This is a genomic window from Bradyrhizobium sp. Bra78 (assembly GCF_024519855.1).
GTDB lineage: Bacteria > Pseudomonadota > Alphaproteobacteria > Rhizobiales > Xanthobacteraceae > Bradyrhizobium > Bradyrhizobium japonicum_G.
Map to the genome: position 1 here is coordinate 268,792 of NZ_JALJRE010000009.1, position 22,606 is coordinate 291,397.

The window sequence follows — 22,606 nt, forward strand, 5'->3', positions numbered from 1 at the left end:
GCGGCCGCAAATGACGACATAGGCCAGATTTGACGCAGTCTCAAATCGGATTGAGACGGGCGTCAGCGTTTGTCGGGACCTTCGCGGGCCGCGATCTGCTCGACGAGATCGACGATCGAGCGGCGCATCTTCGAATCGGTGATTCGGGTGAACGCCTTGGTCAAAGCAAGACCTTCGGAAGTCGCGAGGAAGTCCGAGACATAGGAGGGCGATGCGCCTTCGGCGAAGCCGTCCGGGCCGGCCACGCCGCTCGGCCCGCCTTCGAACAGGAACGACACCGGCACCTGGAGGATCTCGGCGATCTGCTGGATACGGCTCGCACCGACCCGGTTCGTGCCCTTCTCATATTTCTGGATCTGCTGGAAAGTCAGGCCCAAAGCTTCACCGAGCTTTTCCTGGCTCATGCCCAACATGATGCGGCGCATTCGCACGCGGCTGCCGACATATTTGTCAACAGGGTTGGGCGCTTTCGACATTTCCTCAGCCTCCAAACACCACCTTCGGCGCAATCATCAGGAATGCCTCGGGTGTCAGCATCGTCAAAATCAGACCCTGTTATTGGGAAACATTGCGGAGAAATTTAGCAATGCCCACTGTCTTTTGCAGCCGGCGCAGAATGATGAGGCCGCGTGCAGTCTGTCAACCGTGGGACTACGGTTGTCAAAGGATTCCGGTCGCCTCGACCGAAAACCGCTAGCGAGGTGTGATCACGGATGCCGTTTGGCAACACGTCGCCGTACCGCCAGAAGCACAGCCAGCGCGACGAGCATGGCTGCGGGGATGTCGCCCACCCTTGCATAGACGGTCGGCGGGATTGCGGCGGGCAGACTTGCATCCAAAATGCCTTCGACGCCGAGGCCGAGGCTGGCAACGGTTCGTCCCACCGGATCGATCACCGCCGAGACGCCGGTATTGGCGGAGCGCACCAGTGGAAGTCCGAGCTCGATCGCGCGCATCCGCGCCTGCTCGAGATGCTGATAGGGACCGGTCGAAATGCCGAACCAGCCGTCATTGGTGAGGTTCACGATCCAGCCCGGACGCTCGTTGCGCCCGGCAACCTCGCCGGGAAAAATTGCCTCGTAGCAGATCAGCGGCAGCGCGCTGGGCGCGCCCGGCACTGGAAGCGCGTGCCGCACGGTGCCGGGAATGAAGCCGCCGCGCACGCGCGTCAGTTGCTCGAAGCCGAGCTTCTCCATCAGGTCCTGGTAGGGAAGGAATTCGCCGAACGGCACGAGATGCAACTTGTCGTAGACCGCGAGCACGCTGCCGTCGTGGTCGATCACGTAGATCGAATTATAGGCGCGCGTGATCGGCGTGCCCCGCGGCAGGTCGGGCGCGCGGACCGAGCCCGTGATCAGCACCGTGCCCTTGGGCAGAAGCTCGGCGATTTGCGCCATCACGTCGGCTTCGCGGGTCAGGAAAAACGGAAAGGCGGATTCCGGCCAGATCAGGATGGTGGCATCGCGCACGCCGGTCGATTGCGGCCCGGACGCGCGGTCCGACAGCGCCAGATATTTCTTCATCACCTCCGCCTTGGCGGCGTAGTTGAATTTCGCGTCCTGCTGGAGGTCCGGCTGCATCAGGCGCAGCTTGGTGCCCGCGACCATCGTGGTCGGATGCAGCGACAGGCGGATCGCGCCGAAGATGCCCATGACGAGCAGGAGCGCAATCGCAGCGGCCGGAGCGCGCCACGCCGGGCGGCGATCAGGCGTGCGGTCGATCAGCGCCGCGGGGCTCGCGAAGATCGCAACGCTGAGGAACGTCATGCCCCACAGGCCGATCAGCGAGGCCGTCTGCGCCAGCGGCAGCGGCTCGGACAAGGCGTAGCCGAAGGCATTCCAGGGAAAGCCGGTCAGCGCGTGACCGCGCAGCCATTCGGCGATGGTGAGGCTTGCGGCGAGCGCCAGAATGCGCGTGGCATCCTTGGTCCAGAGCAGGCGGGCGAGCGCAAATCCGATCGCCGTGAAGATCGAGAGATAGGCCGGCAGGCCAAGCACGGCGAACGGCGTCAGCCAGGCGAATGTATCGGCATCGACGAAGAAGGCGTAGCCGATCCAGTAGAGGCCGGGGACGAAATAGCCGAGCCCGAACCAGTAGCCGGTCAGCGCCGCCGCCGGGACGCCGCGGTATCGTCCGGCACCGGCACCGTCGATCAGCCAGACCAGCACCGGGAGCGTGATGAACAGCACCGGGAAGATGTTGAACGGCGCCAGCGCCAGCACCGACAGCGCGCCGGCGGCCATGGCGATGACGGCGCGCTTCCATCCCCAGGTGAGGATGACGGCAAGCGCTATCTGCCGAAATCGCTGGAACGGGCTCACTGCGGACCGGTCCCGTCGCTTGGCGGGGTGGGCGTGTCGCTGGCCGCCGGTTGACTGCCATCCGGCGTAACCTCGCGGCGGCGGCTCTCGCGCTGGGTGCGCGGCGCGGGACGCTCCTTCCGCGTCGAGATCCGCAGCCGCTTGACGCGGCGCGGATCGGCATCGAGCACCTCGACCTCGTAATGGCCGGGGCCGGAGATGACTTCGCCGCGCACCGGCAGACGCCCGACGAAGCTGACGAGATAGCCGCCCAGCGTCTCCACTTCCTCGCCGGCCTCGCCGGTGACGAAATCCTCGCCGATCACGGTGCGGACGTCGTCGAGGCTGGCGCGGGCATCGGCGATGAAGGCGTTGTCGGGCAGCCGCACGATCGAGGGCGGCTCGTCGCTGTCATGTTCGTCGTCGATCTCGCCGACGATCTGCTCGACGATGTCCTCCAGCGAAACCAGCCCGTCGCTGCCGCCATATTCGTCGACCACCAGCGCCAGATGAATGCGCGTGGCCTGCATCTGCGCGAGCAGGTCGATCGCCCGCATCGACGGCGGCACGTAGAGCAGCTTGCGGATGATGCGCGCATCCTGAAGCGGCAGCGCCAGATCGACCGTACGCAGATCGAGACCGGCCGGCAGCGGCTTCTTGCGCTTGGTCTTCGTGGCCTCCGACACGCGGGCACGCGCGGTCATGAAGGCGAGCAGATCGCGGATGTGGACGATGCCGACGGGATCATCGAGCGTCTCGTTGTAGACCACGAGGCGCGAATGGCCGGCGCTCTCGAACCGGTCCATCAACTCACCAAGCGGGATGTCGCGCTTCACCGCGATGATGTCGGCGCGATGCACCATGACGTCGGCGATGCGGCGCTCGTGCAGGCCGAGGATGTTGCGCAGCATGGTGCGCTCGACGGTCGAGAAGCCGGTGTCGTCGGGCGTCGTGGCGTCCAGCACGACCTGGAGGTCGTCGCGGACCGATCCCGCCTTCCAGCCGAACAGCGTGCGGATGGCACGCAGCAGCCAGCCTTCCGCGGTCGGGCGCGTCATCTCGCCCGGCGTCACCACGGCCGGCAGATTGGCCGTGTTGCGCGGATTGTCGTGGATCGGTTCGGAATCCGGCATCTCAGTGCGTCCCCGCGCGGTCGGCATAGGGATCGGGGATGCCGAGATGAGCCAGGATCTCCCGTTCGAGGGCTTCCATCTCCTCGGCGTCGCCGTCGTTCTCGTGGTCATAGCCGACCAGATGCAGGAAACCGTGCACGGCGAGATGGCTCAAATGATGATCGAACGGCTTCTGCTCCTCGTCCGCCTCGCGCCGCATGGTCTCGTACGCGATCGCGATGTCGCCGAGCATGCGCGGCGCGTCGCCCGGCTTCCATTCGCCTTCCGGCTGAAGCGCGGGAAACGACAGCACATTGGTCGGCTTGTCGATGCCGCGCCAGTTGCTGTTGAGCGTGCGGATGCCGGAATCATCGGTCAGCATTACAGCCACTTCCGCCTCCGCGACGTCTGCATCGACACTCTCTGCGGCGGCCGCAACGGCGCGCTGGATCACGGCTTCGGAATCGGGCTCACGCTGCCAGCAATCGGCGACGACGAGGACCTCGGTGATGGGAAGGTTGGGGTGTGACATTCTCTTTGTTCGGAACGAAAAGGCGCCTGCGTCCGCGCCCAAATTGTCCGGTTGTTGTCGTCAGGATTTACCGGCGGCCGGCCGCTGCGGCTGCCCTTCATAGGCGGAGACGATCCGCGCCACGAGCTCGTGGCGAATCACGTCCTCGGCCTTGAAATGAACTTGCGCAATGCCTTCGACGCCGCTCAGCAGCCGGGTCGCCTCGGCGAGACCCGAGGTCTGGCCGTTCGGCAGGTCGATCTGCGAGGGATCGCCGGTCACGATCATGCGGCTGTTCTCGCCGAGACGGGTCAGGAACATCTTCATCTGCATCGACGTGGTGTTCTGCGCCTCGTCCAGGATGATGGCGGCGTTGGTCAGCGTGCGGCCGCGCATGAAAGCGAGCGGCGCGATCTCGATCTCGCCGGTCTGCAGCGCACGCTCGACGATGCGCGCATCCATGAGGTCGTAGAGCGCGTCGTAGATCGGGCGCAGATAGGGATCGACCTTCTCGCGGAGGTCGCCGGGCAAGAAGCCGAGCCGCTCGCCGGCTTCCACCGCCGGACGCGACAGGATGATCTTGTCGACCTCCTTGCGCTCGAACAGTTGCGCGGCATGCGCGACCGCGAGCCAGGTCTTGCCGGTGCCGGCGGGGCCGATGCCGAACACCAGCTCGTGGCGCTTCAGCGCCCGGATATAGGAATCCTGCGCGGCCGTGCGCGCGCGGACCGGGCGCTTGCGCAGATTGATGCTGTCGAAGGTCGATTTGGCCGACTTGGCGTCGAACTCGAACAGTGAGCCTTGCGCGATCACCGCACGGATCGCGCCTTCGACCTCGCCCTGGTCGAGGTCCTGCCCCTTCACCGCTTGCGCGTAGAGCGTCTCCAGCACGCGGCGAGCGGCGTCGCAGCCGTCGCGCGAGCCGCCGATGGTGATGTGGTTGCCCTTGGAGTCGACGACGACGCCGAGCCGCCGCTCGATCTGCGCGAGATGCTGGCCGTAAGGGCCTACCAGCGCGGAAGCGGCGCGGTTGTCGTCGAAGTCGATGACGACCTGGGTCTCGGGCGGAACCTGCATGTCGCGGTCAAATTTGCGGCTGGAAGCGATAGAAGACGAATCCGATGCGCTTTTTGGCAAGGGTTCAAGCTCCAGTGGCAATGGGCGATAAAGCGGGCTCGCGTGCCGTGGCGAGCTCACCGAGGAAACTGTAGCGTTCGAGACTGTCGATCCGGACCGGCAGGATTTGTCCGATGATGTCGGGCGAGGCCATCACATGCGCCGGCTGGAGAAATGCAGTGCGGCCCACGATCTGGCCGTCCTTGCGGGCCGGACGCTCGAACAGCACATCGACCGTTGAGCCAATCGCAGCCTTGTTGAAGGCCGATTGCTGGCTGTCGATCAGTTCCTGGAGCCGCACCAATCGCTGGTCCATCTCGGCGGGGGACACCGTCTCCTGCATATCCGCGGCCGGCGTTCCCGGCCGGGCGGAGTATTTGAACGAATAAGCGGCAGCGTAGCCGATTTGCGTGACAAGCGCGAGTGTGGCGAGAAAATCTTGCTCGCTCTCGCCGGGGAAGCCGACGATAAAATCTGATGAAAAAGCAATGTCTTGGCGGGCGGACCGGAATCGGTCGACGACACGCCGGTAATCATCGGCGGTATGTTTCCGGTTCATGGCGGCCAGAATCCGGTCCGAGCCCGACTGCACCGGCAGGTGCACGAATGGCATCAAGGCGTCGAGATCGCGATGGGCTGCAATCAAGCTGTCATCGACGTCGCGGGGGTGGCTGGTCGAATAGCGCAGCCGCGCGACGCCGGGAATCCGCGCCAGATGTTCCAGCAGCCTGCCGAGCGGCCAGCTTTTCCCGTCCGGTCCCTCGCCGTGATAGGCGTTGACGTTCTGCCCGATCAGCGTGAGCTCGCGCACGCCGTTCTCGGTGAGCCGCCTCACGTCGTCGACGATCTTCGCCACCGGCCGCGAGACTTCCGAGCCTCGCGTGTAAGGCACGACGCAAAAAGTACAGAACTTGTCGCAGCCTTCCTGCACCGTGACGAAGGCGGAAATGCCGCGCGCGCGGATCGCGTCGGGCTTGGGCTGGGCGAGGAAGCCGAACTTGTCGGCGGCCGGAAATTCGGTCTCAATCGCGCGGCCCTCGTCGGCGGCGCGCTTCAAAAGCTCCGGCAGATGATGATAGCTCTGCGGTCCCACCACGACGTCGACCACGGGCGCGCGGCGCACGATCTCCCCGCCCTCGGCCTGCGCCACGCAGCCCGCGACCGCGATCTGCATCGCGCGGCCCTCGCGTGCGGCCTCGTCCTTGGCAAGGCGCAGCCGGCCGAGCTCGGAATAGACCTTTTCGGAGGCCTTCTCGCGGATATGGCAAGTGTTGAGGATGACGAGGTCGGCGTCCTCGGCGCTGGCCGTCTCCACGAATCCTTCCGGTGCCAGCGTGTCCACCATGCGCTGGGCATCGTAGACGTTCATCTGGCAGCCATATGATTTGATGTGCAGCTTGCGCGGCGGCGTCATGGAACCCGGAATGGAGGTGGGGGACAGCCCTCAGATATAGACTGGAGCGGCGAAAATCCAGCAATGAAGCCCCTTCTGGCCGTCATTCCGGGGCGGCGCCAATGCGAACCCGGAATCCAGAGGTTTTGAGGCGAGATTGCCGGGGCGGTGCTGCGAAATGGGCCAAATAGCCGAAATCAGCCCGCCAGGGCGTCCGCCTCGACCCGCCGGACCAGCTCCGGCAATTGATGCATGTCGGCGAAAGTCAGGTCGGCACCGGCCCGGCGCAGGGTCTCGGCATGGCCATCCCCGCAATGTGCGCCGCCGCAGAAGCCGAACACGATCATGCCGGCCGCGCGAGCGCCGGCAATGCCGGCAAGACTGTCCTCGATCACGACGCAGCGCTCGGGCGCCACACCCATCTCCTTGGCCGTGAACAGGAACAGGTCCGGCGCCGGCTTGCCGTTCTTTACCTGCGAGGCCGAAAAAATGTTTGGCGCGAGACGCTCATAGAGGCCAGTGCTCCCCAAGCTCACCTGCATGCGCTGATGCGAACCGCTCGAGGCGACACAGACGTGCTGCGTCACGACATCGAGCACGTCGTGAATGCCGCGGATCGCTTCGAGGTCGGCTTCGAACGCGCGGAACAGCTCGTCCTGCAGATCACCGTGATAGGCCTCGGGCAGCTTGCGGCCGAGCTCGGCTTCGATCTCGAGATTGGCCTGCCGCGTCGAGCGGCCGAGGAAACGTTCGAACACCTGCTCCGATGTGATCGGATAGCCGTGCCTGGTCAGCACGTCCGCATGCGCGCGACAGGAGATCACCTCGCTGTCCACGAGCACGCCGTCGCAATCGAAGATGATGAGATCTATCGGCACTAAGGCATTATCCGGAAAAGTGTGAAGCGGTTTTCCGACAAGATCATGCCACTTAGGACGTCGGCGTGTCGTCGTCGAGCGGGACGCAATAGAGCTCGAGCCGGTGATCGACCAGCTTGTAGCCGAGCTTGCGGGCGATCTCCGCCTGCAGCTTCTCGATCTCTTCGGAGGTGAACTCGATCACCGTGCCGTCGCGCAGGTTGATGAGGTGGTCGTGGTGGCTGTCGCGCATCGTCTCGTAGCGCGCGCGGCCCTCGCGGAAATCATGGCGCTCGATGATGCCGGCATCCTCGAACAGCTTGACGGTGCGATACACCGTCGAGATCGAGATCTTGTCGTCGACGGCGACACAGCGCCGGTACAGTTCCTCGACATCGGGATGATCGATCGCTTCCGCGAGCACGCGGGCGATGACGCGGCGCTGCTCGGTCATGCGCATGCCGGTCGCGGCACAGCGCGCCTCGATGCCGGACGCCTTGGATGCGGAGGAAGGTTTCAGTGCGGTCATGATCTGTCTGCCTGACGGGGCGCTTTCTGCCATCAATGTTACGACAAGTCACGCCGCATCAGAAGGGCGTTCAATTGTTCCCCGTTCGGCTGGTTATAGTAGCGTTCTCGGCGCCCGACCACCACGAATCCGGCGCGGTCGTAGAGGCGCCGTGCCGGCTGGTTGTTTTCCTCGACCTCGAGAAATATTGTGCGCACGCCGCGCCCCGCGAGATGGCCGAGATGGGTCATCAGCAGCGTGCGGGAGAGGCCGCGGCCGCGATGGGCATGGTCGACCGCGATCGAGAGGATTTCCGCTTCGTCCGCGCCGATCCGCGACACCGCGAAGCCGACCGTCTTGCGGCCGAGGCGCAACCGGTGCACCAGCGTATTGCGCTCGGTGAGCATGCTCTCGAATTCGCTTTCGCCCCACCCGCGCGCGAAAGAGGCGCCGTGAAGCTGCGCGAGCCGCGCGGCGTCGCGCGCGGATGCGGGGTCGACGGCGGCCGTGCCGCCGCGCCACCATTCCGACAACCATCTCATCATGAGGTCGCGGCTCGTGCTGCGAGCGGCGGCTGCGCGACCGGCTTTGCATCGGGCGCGCGCAGATAGAACGGCCGCGCCGGATTGGCCTCGGGATCGGCCGCGGCGCCAAGCCATGCGACCCAGCCGATGTCGGGCGCGGGCTGCGCATCGACCGCGACCGGCTGAGGTGCATCCTTTGGCCAGCGCTCGGCGAGGATATTTGCGGCATTGCCGACCAGGTGAGGCGCGCCGAATTGCGAGGCCGCGATCGCCTCGTCGATGGGGACAACGCCTGGCCGTACCAGTTGGCTGCCGTCGCCGGCCACGATCTGGAAGTAGACGTGGTCGTGCCGCGCATCGATCGCCGAAATCACCGGTGCCGTTCCGCTCTGCCCGACGACGGTGGCAGCATAGGCGGATAACGTCGTCAACCCGACGGCGGGCCGCTTTGCCGCAAGCGCAAGGCCGCGGGCCGCCGAAATGCCGACGCGGAGGCCCGTGAAACTTCCCGGGCCGACGGTGACGGCAATGCGGTCGAGCGAGGTGAAGGCCAGATTTGCCGATTGCATGACGCGCGCGATCATCGGCATCAGCGCCTCGGCATGGCCGCGCTTCATGAGAAGCTGCTCCTGCGCAAGCAGCTGCCCGGCGTCGGTGTCGAGCACGGCGGCCGCACACGCCTCCAGCGCGGTGTCGATGGCAAGGATCAGCATGGAACGATCGTAGCATCATCCGTCAGGGAATGCTCGTCGTCATGGCGGGGCTCGTCCCGGCCATCCACGTCTTTGCAGCCCCAGAACGTGGATGCCCGGCACGTCTAGCGCGAAGACGGGCTTCGCGCTCGCGGCCGGGCATGACGGTGTGGGGGCATCCGGCGCCTGGGTTACATAGGCCGGACTTCGACCACGTCGGGCACGAAGTGCTTGAGCAGGTTCTGGATGCCGTGCTGGAGCGTCGCGGTCGATGACGGGCAGCCGGCGCATGAACCCTTCATGTTGAGATAGACGATGCCGTCCTTGAAGCCGCGGAAGGTGATGTCGCCGCCGTCATTGGCGACTGCCGGCCGCACCCGGGTCTCGATCAGGTCCTTGATCATGTCGACCGTTTCTGCGTCGGCCTCGTCGAAGAACTCGTCCTCGTCGTCAAGATCGGCATCGCTTTGCGCCGCACCGTCGGCGAGCAACGGCGCGCCCGACATGTAGTGCTCCATGATGGCGCCCAGGATCGCGGGCTTGAGCTGCTGCCATTCACCGTTCGCCTTGGTCACGGTGATGAAGTCCGATCCGTAGAACACGCCGGTGACACCGGGTACCTCGAACAGCTTTTCGGCGAGCGGCGAGCGAGAGGCCGATTCGCGGCTCGCAAATTCCATCGGACCGCCATCGACGACGACGCGGCCGGGAATGAATTTCAGCGTGGCGGGATTGGGGGTGGCTTCGGTTTGAATGAACATGGTTTTCTCCGGACGTCGCCGGTTCAAGGCCGGCGCGTGAGCTATCCAGTAGCAGATGGCGACGGCGAACGCACGGTCAAGGGGGCGGAGGGCATTCGTCCATGATTTTCAGAGGGTTAGGGCGGTGCTTACGCTGCGCGGGAGGGCAGGACGCGGCCTACGACAGCGAATCCACGCTTCCGTCGCTGAGGGCGCCGGAAATGATCGTCACCGGCACCGGGAACGTCCCCAGCGCGTTCGTCAGCAGCGAGACCAGCGGCCCCGGACCTTCCGCGCCGGGATTGGCGGCGAGCACGAGCATGGCGATGTCGGGGTCCGCGTCGATCACCGCGAGCAGTTGTTCCATCGCGGCACCCTCGCGGATCACCCGTTCCGGCGTGATCGCGGCGATGCCATTGGCGCGGCCAGCGGCGCGGTCGAGCGCGGCTTCCGCCGCTTCCTGCGCCTCGGCGCGCATGATGTCGGCGACACCCAGCCATTCCTGGGTCTGCTGTTCGGGCTCGATGATGCGCAGCATCACAACGCCGCCGCCGGCGCGGATCGCCCAGCGGCTGGCATAATAGACCGCACGGTCCCATTCGGCGGTGTCGTCGACGATGACGAGGCATTTGGGCTTGTGACCCGGCTCGAAGCAAAGTCGCTGGCTGGTCATGCATGTCCCGGCGTGTGCGCAACCGACATGCTGCCACACTCCCCCGCGCTTGGGGAGAGGAGAAGCGGCCGGCGCCGCGGCGCAGGCCGTGTTTCGTAGATGCTGCGATCAGCGCCGGCGGATGAAGCCGACGATATCCTTCGAGAGGTTCATGGTCTCTTCGGCGATGGTGCGGGCACGGTCGGCGCCATCGTTCAGCATCGCGTCGATATGGCCGGGATCGGCGACGAGGCGCTTCATCTCGCCGGCGATCGGCGAGAGTTTCGTGACGCACAAATCCACCAGCGCGTTCTTGAAGCTGGAGAACTGGCCACCGCCGAAATCGCGGAGCACGTCGGCCTTGGAACGGTCGGAGAGCGCGGCGAAGATGCCGACGAGATTGTCGGCCTCGGGGCGCGCTTCCAGGCCCTTCTCCTCGGTCGGCAGCGGCTCCGGATCGGTCTTCGCCTTGCGCACCTTCTGCGCGATGGTGTCGGCGTCGTCGGTCAGATTGATGCGCGAATTGTCGGACGCGTCCGACTTCGACATCTTCTTGGTGCCGTCGCGCAGGCTCATCACGCGGGTCGCCGGTCCCGTGATCAGCGGCTCCGGCAGCGGGAAGAACAGTCCGTCATTGGCGCCGTGGCTGCGGATCGAATCGCCGAAATCATTGTTGAACTTCTGAGCGATGTCGCGCGAGAGCTCGAGATGCTGCTTCTGGTCCTCGCCGACCGGAACGTGGGTGGCGCGGTAGAGCAGGATGTCGGCGGCCATCAGCACGGGATAGTCGAACAGCCCGACGGACGCATTCTCGCGGTCCTTGCCGGCCTTCTCCTTGAACTGGGTCATGCGGCCGAGCCAGCCCATGCGCGCAACGCAGTTGAAGATCCAGGCGAGCTCGGCATGGCCCGAGACCTGGCTCTGGTTGAATACGATGTGCTTGCTCGGATCGATGCCGCTCGCGATGAACGCCGCTGTCACCTCGCGGGTGTTACGCGCAAGTTCGACCGGCCCGCCCCACACGTCCACGCCCTGCGTGATCGCGTGCATGTCGACGACGCAGTAGATGCAGTTGTGGGTTTCCTGCATTTTCACGAAGTTGACGATCGCACCGAGGTAATTGCCGAGGTGCAGATTGCCCGTCGGCTGGACGCCCGAAAAAACCCGTTCAACGAATGCCATGGCAGCTTTCCTGCGAGATACGGGGCGTCGTTTCCAACAGCGGCGCTGCCCCGTCAAGGGTATTTCTGTGAGCTCAGGCGCCCGGATCGGGTCGGACGGGGCGCTTCAGGGCACCGGCCGCCTCGCGCCACGACGCGACGCCGAGGATTTGCAGGAGCACGCCATAGACGGAGATTCCGGCGGCGATCTGCAAGCCCAGCGCAATGAAGCGGATCAGCCCGTGGGCCTCCGAAGGCACGAGGCCCGCGCTCAGCCACAGCAGGGCGCCCATGGCGAAAGCGGCGAGCACGATCCGCGGCAGCCGCTTTCGCGCGGCAGCGTCGACCGAGAAGCCGAATTCGCCGGTGCCTTTTCGGAGCAGGGAGAATGCGCTGCTCCAGGCCCCGGCCGCGATGCTGGCCGCGATTCCGCTTGCGCCAAAGTAGTGGCCGAGCAGCACGGCGAGGACGACCGCGACCGCAAAACCCTTGGCCGTTGCGAGCAGCGGCGTCATCGTGTCGCTGCGGGCGTAGAAGGCCGGCGAGAGCGCCTTGATCAGCACATGCGCCGGCAGGCCCAGCGCCAGCCACATCAGCGCGCGTGCGGTCGCGGTGCTGTCGTTGGCACCGAAGGCGCCATGTTCGAACAGCAGCCGTACGATCGGCTCGGCCAGCACGATCAGGCCGAGCGTCGCGGGCAGCGCCAGCCCGGTCGCGAGTTCGAGCGCGCGCGATTCCGCTTGCCCGACGGCATCACGGTCGCCGCTAGCCACCGCGCGCGTCAGCTCCGGCACCAGCACCGTGCCCATGGCGACGCCGACGATGCCGAGCGGCAGCTCGATCAGGCGGTTGGCGAAATACAGCCACGACACGGCGGAGGGCGTGGCCGAGGCGATGATTGCACCTGCGATCATCAGCCATTGCGGCCCCGAGCTTGCGATCATGCCTGGGATCGCCTTGGCGAAGAAGCCGCGCATCTGCTCGTCGAAGCTCACGCGCAGCGGCGCGGCGAGGCGGGCGCTTCGCTGCGACAGCAGCATCAACAATTGCAGCAGGCCGGCGACGCCGACGGCGGCCGCCAGCATCCACGCGGCGAAGGTCGCATCGGTGTGCCACAGCATGAGTGTCGCGATCGCGGCGATCAGCGCGATGTTGAACAGCAGCGGCGAGAACGCAGTGAGTGCAAAGCGCCCCTGTGCGTTGAGCAGCCCCATCAGCACCGTGACGGGTCCCGCGAAGGCGAGGTAAGGCAGCATCAGCCGCGCGTTCTGAACGGCGAGGTCGAGCGTGCCGCTGCCGAGGAATCCCGGCGCGATGATGGTGATGATCAATGGCATCGACAGTGCAACGGCGATCGAGATCCCGATCAGGGCCGCGCTGACGGTGGCAAGCACGCGTCCCGCAAACGCGGCCGCAGCCACTTCGCCGTCGCGGTCTCTGACCCGCAGCCAGGCCGGGATCAGCGCGGCATTCAGCGCTCCCTCGCTGAGCAGGCGCCGTACCACATTCACGAGCTGAAACGCCGCCAGAAACGCATCCGCCACGGCGCCGGTGCCGAGCAGCGCCGCGATCAGGGAATCGCGTGCGAAGCCCAGCAGCCGCGAGGCCAGCGTCCCCGTCGAGACGGTCAGGAAGGAGCGGATCATCGGAACTGCATAATACCGTTGCTTGCCCGCACAGGTCCGGTCGTGATAGGCCGCGAGCTACATTTTCAGGCAGACAGGAAGCTGATTTTCCGCCGGTCTGCAATCGGGCAACGGGATCAAAGTGAATGGCTGACGTGAAATATGACGTTCTCGGCATCGGCAACGCGCTGTTCGACGTGCTGGTCAGGACCGATGAAGCCTTTCTGGCCAAGCACGGCATGACCAAGGGCAGCATGTCCCTGATCGACGAGGCGCGGGCCGCCGCCATCTACCAGGACATGGGCCCGGCGACGGAAGTTTCGGGCGGCTCGGCCGCCAACACCATCGTCGGCATCGGCAGCCTCGGCGCACGCGCCGCCTATGTCGGCAAGGTCAAGGACGACCAGATCGGCAAGCTCTACGTCCACGATATCCGCGCCGCCGGCGTCGCATTCAACACACCCGCCGCGAAGGACGGCCCCGCCACAGGTTGCTCCTACATCCTGGTGACGGGCGATGGTGAGCGCACCATGAACACATATCTCGGCGCGGCACAGGATTTGTCGCCCGCCGATATCGACCCGGCCGAGGTCGCCGCGGCCGGCATCGTCTATCTCGAGGGTTATCTGTGGGACCCCAAGAACGCCAAGGACGCCTTCGTCAAGGCCGCCAAGATCGCCCATGACGCCAAGCGCAAGGTGGCGCTGACGCTGTCGGATTCGTTCTGCGTCGATCGCTATCGTGACGAGTTTCTATCGTTGATGCGCAACGGCACCGTCGACATCGTGTTCTCAAACGAATCCGAGCTGCACTCGCTCTACATGACCTCGGATTTCGACACCGCGCTCAAGCAGCTGCGCAACGACGTCAATCTCGGCGTCGTCACTCGCAGCGAGAAGGGCTGCATGGTGGTGTCAGTGGAAGACGCCGTTGCCGCGCCCGCCTCGCCGATCAAGCAGCTGGTCGACACCACCGGCGCCGGCGACCTCTTCGCCGCCGGCTTCCTGTATGGTCTGGCGCGCAACCTGCCGTACAAGCAGTGCGGCGAGCTCGGCGCGCTCGCGGCCGCCGAAGTGATCCAGCACATCGGCGCGCGCCCGCAGGTGTCGCTGAAGGAATTGGCCCAGCAGCGCGGGCTGACGGCGTAACGCTCGTCTCTCTCTCTCTCCCGTCATCGCGAGGAGCGCAACGACGAAGCAATTCAGACTGCCGCCGCGGTAAGATTCTGGATTGCTTCGCTGCGCTGGCAATGACTACGGGGTTGGCAAGCTACGCCGTCTTCGCCGCCTTCAGCCCCAGCCGCTGCTCGACCGCCTCGCGCATTACGAATTTCTGGATCTTTCCGGTCACGGTCATCGGAAATTCGTCGACGAACTCGACGTAGCGCGGGATCTTGTTGTGGGCGATCTGGCCGTCGCAGAAAGAGCGGACCTCTTCGGCCGTCAGCGTCTCGCCGGACCGAACGCGGATCCAGGCGCAGAGCTCCTCGCCATAGCGAGTGTCAGCCACGCCGAAAATCTGCACGTCCTGAATCTTGGGGTGGCGGTACAGAAATTCCTCGATCTCGCGTGGATAGAGGTTCTCGCCGCCGCGGATCACCAGATCCTTGATGCGGCCGACGATGTTGCAATAGCCCTCGTCGTCGATGGTGGCGAGATCGCCGGTGTGCATCCAGCCGTTCGCATCAAGCACGTCTCCCGTCTTTTCCTTCTCCTCCCAATAGCCCAGCATGACGCTGTAGCCGCGGGTGCAGAGCTCGCCGCGTTCGCCGCGCCTGACGATCCTGCCTTCGAGATCGACGACCTTCACCTCGACATGCGGATGAATCCGCCCGACGGTCGAGACGCGCCGCTCGAGCGGGTCGTCTGTCGCGCTCTGGAAGCTGACCGGGCTGGTCTCGGTCATGCCGTAGGCGATGGTGACCTCGCGCATGTTCATCTCGGTGTTGACGCGCTTCATCACCTCGATCGGGCAGGGCGCGCCCGCCATGATGCCGGTGCGCAGTGATTTCAGGTTGAATTTCGAGAACTCAGGATGATCGAGCTCCGCGATGAACATGGTCGGCACGCCGTACAGCGCGGTGCATCTCTCCTGCTCGACTGCGCGGAGAGTCGCGAGCGGATCAAAACCCTCGCCGGGATAGACCATGGTCGTGCCCAGCGTGACGGATGCGAGGTTGCCCATCACCATGCCGAAGCAATGATAGAGCGGTACCGGAATGCAGATGCGATCCTGTTCGGTCAGCCGCATCGCCCGGCCGGTGAAATAGCCGTTGTTGAGGATGTTGTGATGCGTCAGCGTCACGCCCTTCGGCGATCCCGTGGTGCCGCTGGTGAACTGGATGTTGACGGGATCGTCGAACTGAAGCGTCGCGCCGAGCGCGGCAAGCTGCTCGCGATGCTTGGCGCCGCCCATGCGCGCGACGTCTTCGAAGGGGATCGTGCCCGATGCCCGGGGGCCGCCGATCTGGATCACCATCCGCAGGGACGGCAGGCGCGCCGCCTGCAACTGTCCGGGTCTTGCGCTCGCCAGCTCCGGCAACAGCGTGTTGAGCATCTCCATGTATTGGCTGGTCTTGAATGCCGTCGCGGTCACGATCGCCGCGCAGCCGACTTTCTTCAGCGCGAACTCCAGCTCGCTGAGCCGATAGGCCGGATTGATCGTGACCAGGATCAGGCCGGCCTTGGCGGCGGCGAACTGGGTCAGTGTCCATTCCGGCCGGTTCAGCGACCAGACGCCGATCCGCTCGCCGCGCTCCAGGCCGAGCGCGAGAAAACCGGCTGCAAGCGCATCGACGCGTTCGGCGAATTCCGTCCAGGTCCATCGCACCCCCTGGCTGGGCGAGACCAGCGCCTCGCGCGCGCCCCAGCGCCGCACGGCGTGGTCGAGACTGCGACCGATGGTGTCGCCGAGCAGCGGCGTGTCCGAGATGCCGCAAACGTAACTGTCGGCTTTGCCTGCAGGATCGCCCGTCAAGTTCGTCTCCTCAGATTGTCGCCTCGTGCCCAAAGCCGACGGCGTTCGGGCACGAGGCTATCCGTTGCAGGGAAGGCGCGCGACGCCGCGCGCCTCATACTAAGGAGTTAGGCCGCCTTTTGCCCGCTGTCGGCATCGAGGCCGGCATAGACCCCGCGCTCGAAGCCCGCGAACGCTTCCAGGCACTTCGCGTCGGCGAACGGCAACAGCTGCATCAGGATCACGCCGGTGACGTCGCGCGCCGGATCGATCCAGTAATAGGTGTTGGCGAGGCCCGCCCAGGCGAGGCTGCCGGCGCTGCGGCCTTCCGCCGTCTTGGCGGTGTTGATCATGAAGCTGAGGCCCCACTTCTTCACCTGCTCCGGATAGAGGTCGACGTCGTTGGTGTACATCGGCGCCGCCGTGGTCAGCTTGCCCATGGCGAGATCGCCGATGTGGTTCTGCCCCATGGTCGCGACGGTCTCGGCCTTCAGTACCTGATTGCCGTTGCCGCGGCCCTTGTTCAAGATCATCTGGGTGAACTTGATGTAGTCGGCCGCGGTCGAATAGAGGCCGCCGCCACCCATGTGGAATTCCGGCTCCTGCTCGAGCTCGAACGGGATCGACGCGAGCTGGCCGTCCTCGCCGCGTGCATGCATGCCGACCAGGCGCTTGCGCATGTTGTCGGTGATCTTGAAAGCGGTGTCGCCCATGCCGAGCGGCGCGAACAGATTGTCGCGCAGATAGGCATCGAGGCGCTTGCCGCTGACGGCTTCCACGGCCTTGCCGACGAAATCGATATTGGTGCCGTATTCCCAGCGCGTGCCGGGATCGGTCATGATCGGCGTCTTCAGCGCCGCGTTCTGGCAGGTGGTGATGGCGGGGATGCCGACCTTGTCCAGATAGACCGCAAGGTCGCCGTTCCACATATTGTAGCAGAAGCCGGCGGTGTGGGTCATCAACTGGCGCAGCGTGATCGGCCCTTTGGCCGGCCGCAGCTTCGCCTCGCCGCGGGCGTCGAATCCTTCGAGCACTTGCGGCTTGGCGAGATCGGGCAGCAGCTCGCCGATCGGCGCATCCAGCGACAGCTTGCCTTGCTCGACCAGCTGCATCGCGCCCGCCGTCGTCACCGCCTTCGTCATCGAGGCGATCCAGAACACGCTATCCGCCGTCATCGCATCGGGCTTCGACAAATCGCGTTTGCCGAACGCACCCTGGTACAGCACGTCGCTACCGCTGGCGGCGATCGCGACGACGCCGGGAATCTCCTTGGCCTCGCTCTTCTGGCGCAGAATCTCGTCGATCTGTGCTTGGCTTTGCATACGCGTTTCCTCCGGTTTGTTTATTGTTGGAAGCGATCGATTGTCCTCCCGCGTGCTTCGCGCGGCAAGCGCATCCACGTACCTTCGCCGGTCGCGATGTCGTGACTTGACGCTTCGTCACTCACGCAGGACGAGAAAGGGCTGAACTGCAACACTCCGTCACAATCTGCGGTGGATGGCCGCAACGAGCCGTGACCTCGGATGGGCCCGGGCGATATGTTTCGAAAGTTTTCGAGCACTTGAAACATTTTGTGCGTTGCGGCGTTCAGCACCCGGCCCAATCGACGGCCGAGATTCAGATTTGATGCAAATTTGGCGGCCTTCGACCCGGCCGCGAGGGGGACCTCAGATGATTTCGACCTGGAGCGAATGGAAGCGCTATCCCCGTCCCGGACGGGGCGACAATCTGGAGGCGCCGATCGCGCCCGGCATCTACGAGGTCCGGATCGCCGGCACCGGCGCACTCTATTCCTTCGGCGCGGTCGACAATCTGGCGCAGGCGCTGGCGCTGCTGCCGGTCGGCTCGAAATCCTGGTTCGGCCGCCGCCATACCTCCGACGCTCCCGATCTCGAATACCGGACGTGCGCGACCTCCTCGAAGGCTGATGCCAAGGCCGCCGCCGAGCGCATGATCGGCCGGCGCGAGACCTATATGAGCGGCGCTGCCTGAGGCTGCGGCTCCCAATTTCGTCATAGGCAGATGTGCGTTGCCGGACGGTGCATTGCGCGCCGTCTGTCCCTATATTCCGGCACGATCCGATCGTGCCCTGAGGAGTAACGCCATGACCCCGACTGCCGCCGCACGCGCCCAGCACGCCACGTCCACCCTGCGGGACAGGTTGAAGGACCCTTCGCTGCTCAAGGAGGTCTGCTACATCGACGGCGCCTGGGTCGGCTCGCCGGTCTTCGCCGTCAACAATCCCGCGACCGGCGTCGAGCTCGCCAAGGTCCCGCAGCTCGGTGCGGACGAGACGACCAAGGCGGTCGAGGCCGCCCAGCGCGCCTTCCCGGCCTGGGCCAAGCACACCGCCAAGCAGCGTTCCAACATCCTGCGCAAATGGTTCGAGCTGATCATCGCCAACCGCGAGGACCTCGCGCTGATCCTCACCTCCGAGCAGGGCAAGCCGCTCGCCGAAGCGCTTGGCGAGGTCGACATCGGCGCCGCCTATATCGAGTTCTTCGCCGAGGAAGCCCGCCGCGTCTATGGCGAGACCATCCCGACGCAGCGGCCCGATGCGCGCCTGCTCGCGATCAAGCAGCCGATCGGCGTCTGCGGTGCCATCACGCCGTGGAATTTCCCGAACTCGATGATCACGCGGAAGGTCTCGCCCGCCCTTGCCGCCGGCTGCACCGTGGTGCTGAAGCCTGCCAACGAGACGCCGCTGTCGGCGCTGGCACTCGCTGTGCTTTCCGAGAAGGCCGGCATCCCCAAGGGCGTCCTCAATATTGTCACGGGCGACGCGCCGCCGATCGGCAAGGTTCTGTGCGAGCATCCGGCGGTGCGCTTCGTCGGCTTCACCGGCTCGACGGCGGTCGGCAAGATTCTCTACCAGCAGGCCTCCGTCGGCGTGAAGCGGCTCGGTCTCGAGCTCGGCGGCAACGCGCCGTTCGTGGTGTTCGACGACGCCGATATCGACGCCGCGGTGGAAGGTGCGATCGTCTCGAAGTATCGCAACATGGGCCAGACCTGCGTTTGCGCCAACCGCCTCTACGCCCAGGACAAGATCTACGACGAGTTCGTGCAGAAACTGTCGAAAAAGGTCGCGGCAATGAAGATCGGCGACGGCACCGAGAGCGGCGTCACGCAGGGGCCGTTGATCAACCTGAAAGCCGTCGACAAGGTCGAGCGGCACATCGCCGATGCCGTCAAGCGCGGCGCCAAGGTCGTCACCGGCGGCAAGCGCAGCGAGCTCGGACGCTCGTTCTTCGAGCCGACCGTGCTCGCCGACGTCAAGCCGGATTCGCTGGTGGCGCAAGAGGAAACCTTCGGCCCGCTCGCGCCGGTGATCCGCTTCAAGGACGAAGCCGACGTCGTCGCGATGTGCAACGCCTCGCCGTTCGGGCTGGCGTCGTACTTCTATTCCCGCGATCTCGGCCGCGTCTGGCGCGTCGCCGAAGCGCTGGAGTCCGGCATGGTCGGCGTCAACACCGGCCTCATCACCACCGAAGTCGCGCCCTTTGGCGGCGTCAAGGAAAGCGGTCTTGGCCGCGAAGGCTCGCATCACGGCATGGAAGAATATGTCGAGATCAAATACGTGATGATGGCGGGGGTGTGAGGCTTTTGTCGGGGACGTCCCTAACTCTCGTCCACCAACTGAGCAAGTCCGATCGCAGCGCCCTGGCCGTCATCCGGCCGGGGCGCTGGCACGTTTGCACCCAGCATTCGAGGTGCAGGCTCCGAGTCCCGGATGGAACCCGGCGGTTGGGCCTTGATGTTATTTCGTCCTTAAGCTCTTGTAATCCTATTGAGTTTCCCGGCATCCGGGCTGGATTGACAAGACATGTATATTGCGAAGCGTTTCATCGTGCCGATCTCGCTGGTTCTGCTTGTGGTCGGCCTGGCCGCGCTGCTCGCAGTTGTCGGCATGACCGTTTGGCTCGGCGATCGCGCGAACGAGCATTTCGATGAAGTGGTCAGATTGCGTGATGTTCGAGTCGCCGCGGTCGAGCTTCGCAGCGCGGTCCAGTCGGCGGAAGCGAGCCAGCGCGGATTGCTGCTGACCGGCAACCAGATCTACCTTTCTCCCTACGGCGCCGCAAAGACGTCGGCAAACCGGCAGCTCGATAGCCTGAAGCGGAATCTCGGCGACGACCCGCAATTCAAGACGGTGTTGAAGCGGCTTGATGTCCTCACCGCCGATAAATTCGCCGAAATGGACCAGACCATCGCGCTGAAGAACGACCGAAAGGACGACCAAGCCCTCGCCATCATCAATACCAACCGCGGCAAGGCGCTGATGGATGAGCTGAACCTGTTCGTCTCGGGCATCGTTCGGGCCATGGACAATCGTCTTACGTCGGGCGTCGTGCAGCAGAGGGTGAACGCGACGAATTTGAGGTTCGCGTCGATCGCGGCGTCAGTCCTGATTGTGCTGGTCGTCGGCGCCGTGACTGTAACGCTTCTGCGTTACACCAGCGAGTTGACGCAAGCGCGCGACGAGGTTGCGGCGCTCAACGTGTCCCTGGAGGATCGGGTCAAACACCGGACGGAAGCTCTTGCGAGGGCCAACGAAGAGATGCAGCGCTTCACGCATCTCGTGTCGCACGATATTCGCGCTCCGTTGATCAGCATTGTGGGATTTTCTGAAGAGCTTGCAGAGGGCGCGAGGGATCTCGCGCAATACCTCGAGCAGTCGAGCACCGGGTCGATCGATCCGAATCTGCAGCATGCAAGGAAGATCACCAATGAAGAGATGCCCGAAGCCATCAGCTATATCCGCAAGTCGGCGTCCAAGATGGAGACACTCCTGAACGCCGTGCTCCTGCTGTCGCGGGACGGGCGCCGCGATCCAAGGCCGGAAGCCGTGGACCTCGAGCGGACGTTTGTCTCGAGCGCCTCCGCGATCCAGCACCAGATTTCGGCGGCGGGTGGAAAGATCGATACACAGTTTCAAGTCAGCTCGATCGTGACAGATCGGCTTTCGCTGGAGCAGGTGATCGGCAACCTCTTCGACAATGCGGTCAAGTATCGCGCGAAGGAACGGTCACTTCAGCTCAAGGTCAGCAGTACGACGCTGCCCGGCGATCGGGTCGCTATCGAGGTTGCAGACAATGGCCGAGGCATAGCTCCGCAGGATCTGGGGCGGATTTTCGAGCTGTTCGGCAGGGTCGGCAAGCTGGACCAGACCGGCGAGGGTGTCGGGCTCGCTTATGCGAGAACGGTTCTGAGAAATCTTGGGGGAGATATCACTGCGACCTCCGAACTGGATCAGGGCACGACTTTCCGGATAGTCTTGCCGCGCAAACTGGTTCTTCCTTCCGTGGCCGACAGCGTGCCCGCATGAAATCTGACAGACGAAATTCGTTCGCGGCCCTCATCGCCTGCACCTTTATTGCCTGTCACGCGGGCGCACGGGCGGAGGACGGACCAGCCGGCATCACCATACCTCGCGTTTTTGACCCCTTCGATCGTAATGCCGCTGGTTGCAGTCTCCCTCCGTCACTTACCAAGTCTCTTGCCTTCGCGCAGGACAATGAACGCGAATTCGTCAAAGGCATTGCGAGAGGCCTCGCGATGGCGGCAAACGACCGTGGCCTCAGCTTTTCCACTTCGATTGCAGACAACGACGCGGTCAAGATGGTCGAACAGGTCGATGGCTTCCGAGCCGCGCGAACGGGTGGGCTTGTTGTTGCGCCCGTCGATCCCGCATCGTTGGCGCCGGCCTTGAGAAGAACAATCTGGCAAGGCGCCTATGTCGGCGCCGTTGTGCCGCCGCCGGCCACGTCCCTGTTGAATGCGCCCCAATATCTCACGGGCAAGGCGCTCGGCGATGCTGCGGCGAATTACATTCGGATCAAGCTTGGTGGCAAGGCCAACGTCGTGCTGCTGACTCACGACAGCCTGCAGTTTCTCGCCCCGCGTTTCGCGGCGATGCGCGACGTGTTGAGGGACATTCCCGGCGCCGACGTCGTTGCGGACATTTCCCCTCCGACGGTGAACAAGGAAGGCGGGTACAGGATGATGCAAACGATTCTGCTGGCGCATCCAGACGTGGACGTCGTGCTGGGAGCCGACACCGTCGTCCTTGGTGCTCTGCAGGCAGTCAGGGAGGCAGGCAAGGAAAGGCCGGATCAGTTCTTCGGCGGCATCGATGGAGAGGTCGAAGCCGTCACTGAAATCAAGAAAGGCGGCCCTTACAAGATCAGCATCAGTCTCGCATCCTCGGTGTTCGGTTACGCCATGGGTCAGCATGCAGCCGACTGGCTGGACGGCAAGAGCGTTCCGCAAGCCATGGACATTCTTCCAAGCGCGCTGACGGCGGGGAATATCCGTCAATACGAAGCGGACCTGGCGAATCCCGCGGCCGTATTCAATGATCCCGCACGTCGGGATAACTACCTCAAGATGTACGGAAATATCTGCTACGACACGCGCGATCAGTACGTGAGCTTTCCGTGGTCTTCAGAAAGAAGGTAGCT

Annotated in this window: 21 protein-coding genes; 5 read left to right on the forward strand and 16 right to left on the reverse strand. The window is 64.6% G+C overall.

Going from position 1 to position 22,606, the window contains the following annotated elements; genetic code table 11:
• Nucleotides 1-62 precede the first annotated feature (62 nt).
• From OC450_RS21535 to murJ, 14 genes are all read right to left on the reverse strand, one after another.
• The gene (locus OC450_RS21535; protein ID WP_008131807.1) at nucleotides 63-476 is read right to left on the reverse strand and encodes a helix-turn-helix domain-containing protein; all 414 of its coding nucleotides are present in this window, start codon (nucleotides 474-476) and stop codon (nucleotides 63-65) included.
• Nucleotides 477-707: 231 nt separating this feature from the next.
• Nucleotides 708-2,321 carry an apolipoprotein N-acyltransferase gene (gene lnt / locus OC450_RS21540; protein ID WP_262048597.1) on the reverse strand — a complete coding sequence of 538 codons (1,614 nt, stop codon included), beginning with the start codon at nucleotides 2,319-2,321 and terminating at the stop codon, nucleotides 708-710.
• Complete coding sequence (locus OC450_RS21545; RefSeq protein WP_249129069.1) at nucleotides 2,318-3,433, reverse strand: hemolysin family protein; 1,116 nt, start codon at nucleotides 3,431-3,433, stop codon at nucleotides 2,318-2,320. The genes lnt and OC450_RS21545 overlap by 4 nt, the downstream gene beginning before the upstream one ends.
• 1 nt (nucleotide 3,434) lies before the next feature.
• Nucleotides 3,435-3,944 carry an rRNA maturation RNase YbeY gene (gene ybeY, locus OC450_RS21550; RefSeq protein WP_211383908.1) on the reverse strand — a complete coding sequence of 170 codons (510 nt, stop codon included), beginning with the start codon at nucleotides 3,942-3,944 and terminating at the stop codon, nucleotides 3,435-3,437.
• Between the two features lie 60 nt (nucleotides 3,945-4,004).
• Nucleotides 4,005-5,000: a PhoH family protein gene (locus OC450_RS21555; RefSeq protein WP_014438680.1), complete on the reverse strand. Its 996-nt coding sequence runs from the start codon at nucleotides 4,998-5,000 to the stop codon at nucleotides 4,005-4,007.
• Nucleotides 5,001-5,064: 64 nt separating this feature from the next.
• Nucleotides 5,065-6,453, reverse strand: coding sequence for a tRNA (N6-isopentenyl adenosine(37)-C2)-methylthiotransferase MiaB (gene miaB / locus OC450_RS21560; protein ID WP_262048598.1), 1,389 nt, complete (start codon nucleotides 6,451-6,453; stop codon nucleotides 5,065-5,067).
• A 176-nt stretch (nucleotides 6,454-6,629) separates the two neighbouring features.
• Complete coding sequence (locus OC450_RS21565) at nucleotides 6,630-7,310, reverse strand: HAD family hydrolase (RefSeq protein WP_262048599.1); 681 nt, start codon at nucleotides 7,308-7,310, stop codon at nucleotides 6,630-6,632.
• Nucleotides 7,311-7,362: 52 nt separating this feature from the next.
• A complete protein-coding gene (locus OC450_RS21570) occupies nucleotides 7,363-7,818 on the reverse strand; it encodes a Fur family transcriptional regulator (protein WP_211383911.1) in 456 nt (151 codons plus the stop codon).
• 38 nt (nucleotides 7,819-7,856) lie between these two features.
• Nucleotides 7,857-8,342, reverse strand: coding sequence for a ribosomal protein S18-alanine N-acetyltransferase (gene rimI, locus OC450_RS21575; protein WP_262048600.1), 486 nt, complete (start codon nucleotides 8,340-8,342; stop codon nucleotides 7,857-7,859).
• Nucleotides 8,339-9,034: a tRNA (adenosine(37)-N6)-threonylcarbamoyltransferase complex dimerization subunit type 1 TsaB gene (tsaB, locus tag OC450_RS21580; RefSeq protein ID WP_256807600.1), complete on the reverse strand. Its 696-nt coding sequence runs from the start codon at nucleotides 9,032-9,034 to the stop codon at nucleotides 8,339-8,341. The genes rimI and tsaB overlap by 4 nt, the downstream gene beginning before the upstream one ends.
• Before the next feature lie 170 nt (nucleotides 9,035-9,204).
• A complete protein-coding gene (locus OC450_RS21585; protein ID WP_211383914.1) occupies nucleotides 9,205-9,774 on the reverse strand; it encodes a NifU family protein in 570 nt (189 codons plus the stop codon).
• Between the two features lie 157 nt (nucleotides 9,775-9,931).
• Entirely contained in the window at nucleotides 9,932-10,426 is a 495-nt protein-coding gene (locus tag OC450_RS21590) for a universal stress protein (RefSeq protein ID WP_211383915.1), read from the reverse strand.
• 108 nt (nucleotides 10,427-10,534) lie between these two features.
• Nucleotides 10,535-11,587 carry a tryptophan--tRNA ligase gene (gene trpS, locus OC450_RS21595; RefSeq protein ID WP_211383916.1) on the reverse strand — a complete coding sequence of 351 codons (1,053 nt, stop codon included), beginning with the start codon at nucleotides 11,585-11,587 and terminating at the stop codon, nucleotides 10,535-10,537.
• A gap of 73 nt (nucleotides 11,588-11,660) precedes the next feature.
• Nucleotides 11,661-13,211: a murein biosynthesis integral membrane protein MurJ gene (gene murJ, locus OC450_RS21600; RefSeq protein ID WP_262048601.1), complete on the reverse strand. Its 1,551-nt coding sequence runs from the start codon at nucleotides 13,209-13,211 to the stop codon at nucleotides 11,661-11,663.
• A 125-nt stretch (nucleotides 13,212-13,336) separates the two neighbouring features.
• Between murJ and OC450_RS21605 the strand changes: the two genes are divergently transcribed.
• Complete coding sequence (locus tag OC450_RS21605; RefSeq protein WP_256807605.1) at nucleotides 13,337-14,338, forward strand: adenosine kinase; 1,002 nt, start codon at nucleotides 13,337-13,339, stop codon at nucleotides 14,336-14,338.
• Nucleotides 14,339-14,459: 121 nt separating this feature from the next.
• Here OC450_RS21605 and OC450_RS21610 read toward each other — a convergent pair whose 3' ends face one another.
• Together OC450_RS21610 and OC450_RS21615 are read right to left on the reverse strand one after the other, a co-directional pair.
• Nucleotides 14,460-16,166: an AMP-binding protein gene (locus OC450_RS21610; RefSeq protein ID WP_262048602.1), complete on the reverse strand. Its 1,707-nt coding sequence runs from the start codon at nucleotides 16,164-16,166 to the stop codon at nucleotides 14,460-14,462.
• Between the two features lie 107 nt (nucleotides 16,167-16,273).
• Nucleotides 16,274-17,467, reverse strand: a complete 1,194-nt coding sequence (locus OC450_RS21615) for a serine hydrolase domain-containing protein (protein WP_262048603.1) — start codon at nucleotides 17,465-17,467, stop codon at nucleotides 16,274-16,276.
• 349 nt (nucleotides 17,468-17,816) lie between these two features.
• Here OC450_RS21615 and OC450_RS21620 point away from each other — a divergent pair, with 349 nt between their 5' ends.
• The 4 genes from OC450_RS21620 (at nucleotide 17,817) to OC450_RS21635 (ending at nucleotide 22,604) form a co-directional block, all read left to right on the forward strand.
• On the forward strand, nucleotides 17,817-18,137 hold the full coding sequence (locus OC450_RS21620) for a hypothetical protein (protein WP_211383921.1): 321 nt from the start codon (nucleotides 17,817-17,819) through the stop codon (nucleotides 18,135-18,137).
• A 112-nt stretch (nucleotides 18,138-18,249) separates the two neighbouring features.
• Nucleotides 18,250-19,743 carry an NAD-dependent succinate-semialdehyde dehydrogenase gene (locus OC450_RS21625; protein WP_262048604.1) on the forward strand — a complete coding sequence of 498 codons (1,494 nt, stop codon included), beginning with the start codon at nucleotides 18,250-18,252 and terminating at the stop codon, nucleotides 19,741-19,743.
• Between the two features lie 225 nt (nucleotides 19,744-19,968).
• On the forward strand, nucleotides 19,969-21,471 hold the full coding sequence (locus OC450_RS21630) for a sensor histidine kinase (protein ID WP_262048605.1): 1,503 nt from the start codon (nucleotides 19,969-19,971) through the stop codon (nucleotides 21,469-21,471).
• Complete coding sequence (locus tag OC450_RS21635) at nucleotides 21,468-22,604, forward strand: sugar ABC transporter substrate-binding protein (protein ID WP_211383924.1); 1,137 nt, start codon at nucleotides 21,468-21,470, stop codon at nucleotides 22,602-22,604. Before OC450_RS21630 ends, OC450_RS21635 begins: the two co-directional genes overlap by 4 nt.
• The last annotated feature ends 2 nt before the right edge of the window (nucleotides 22,605-22,606 follow it).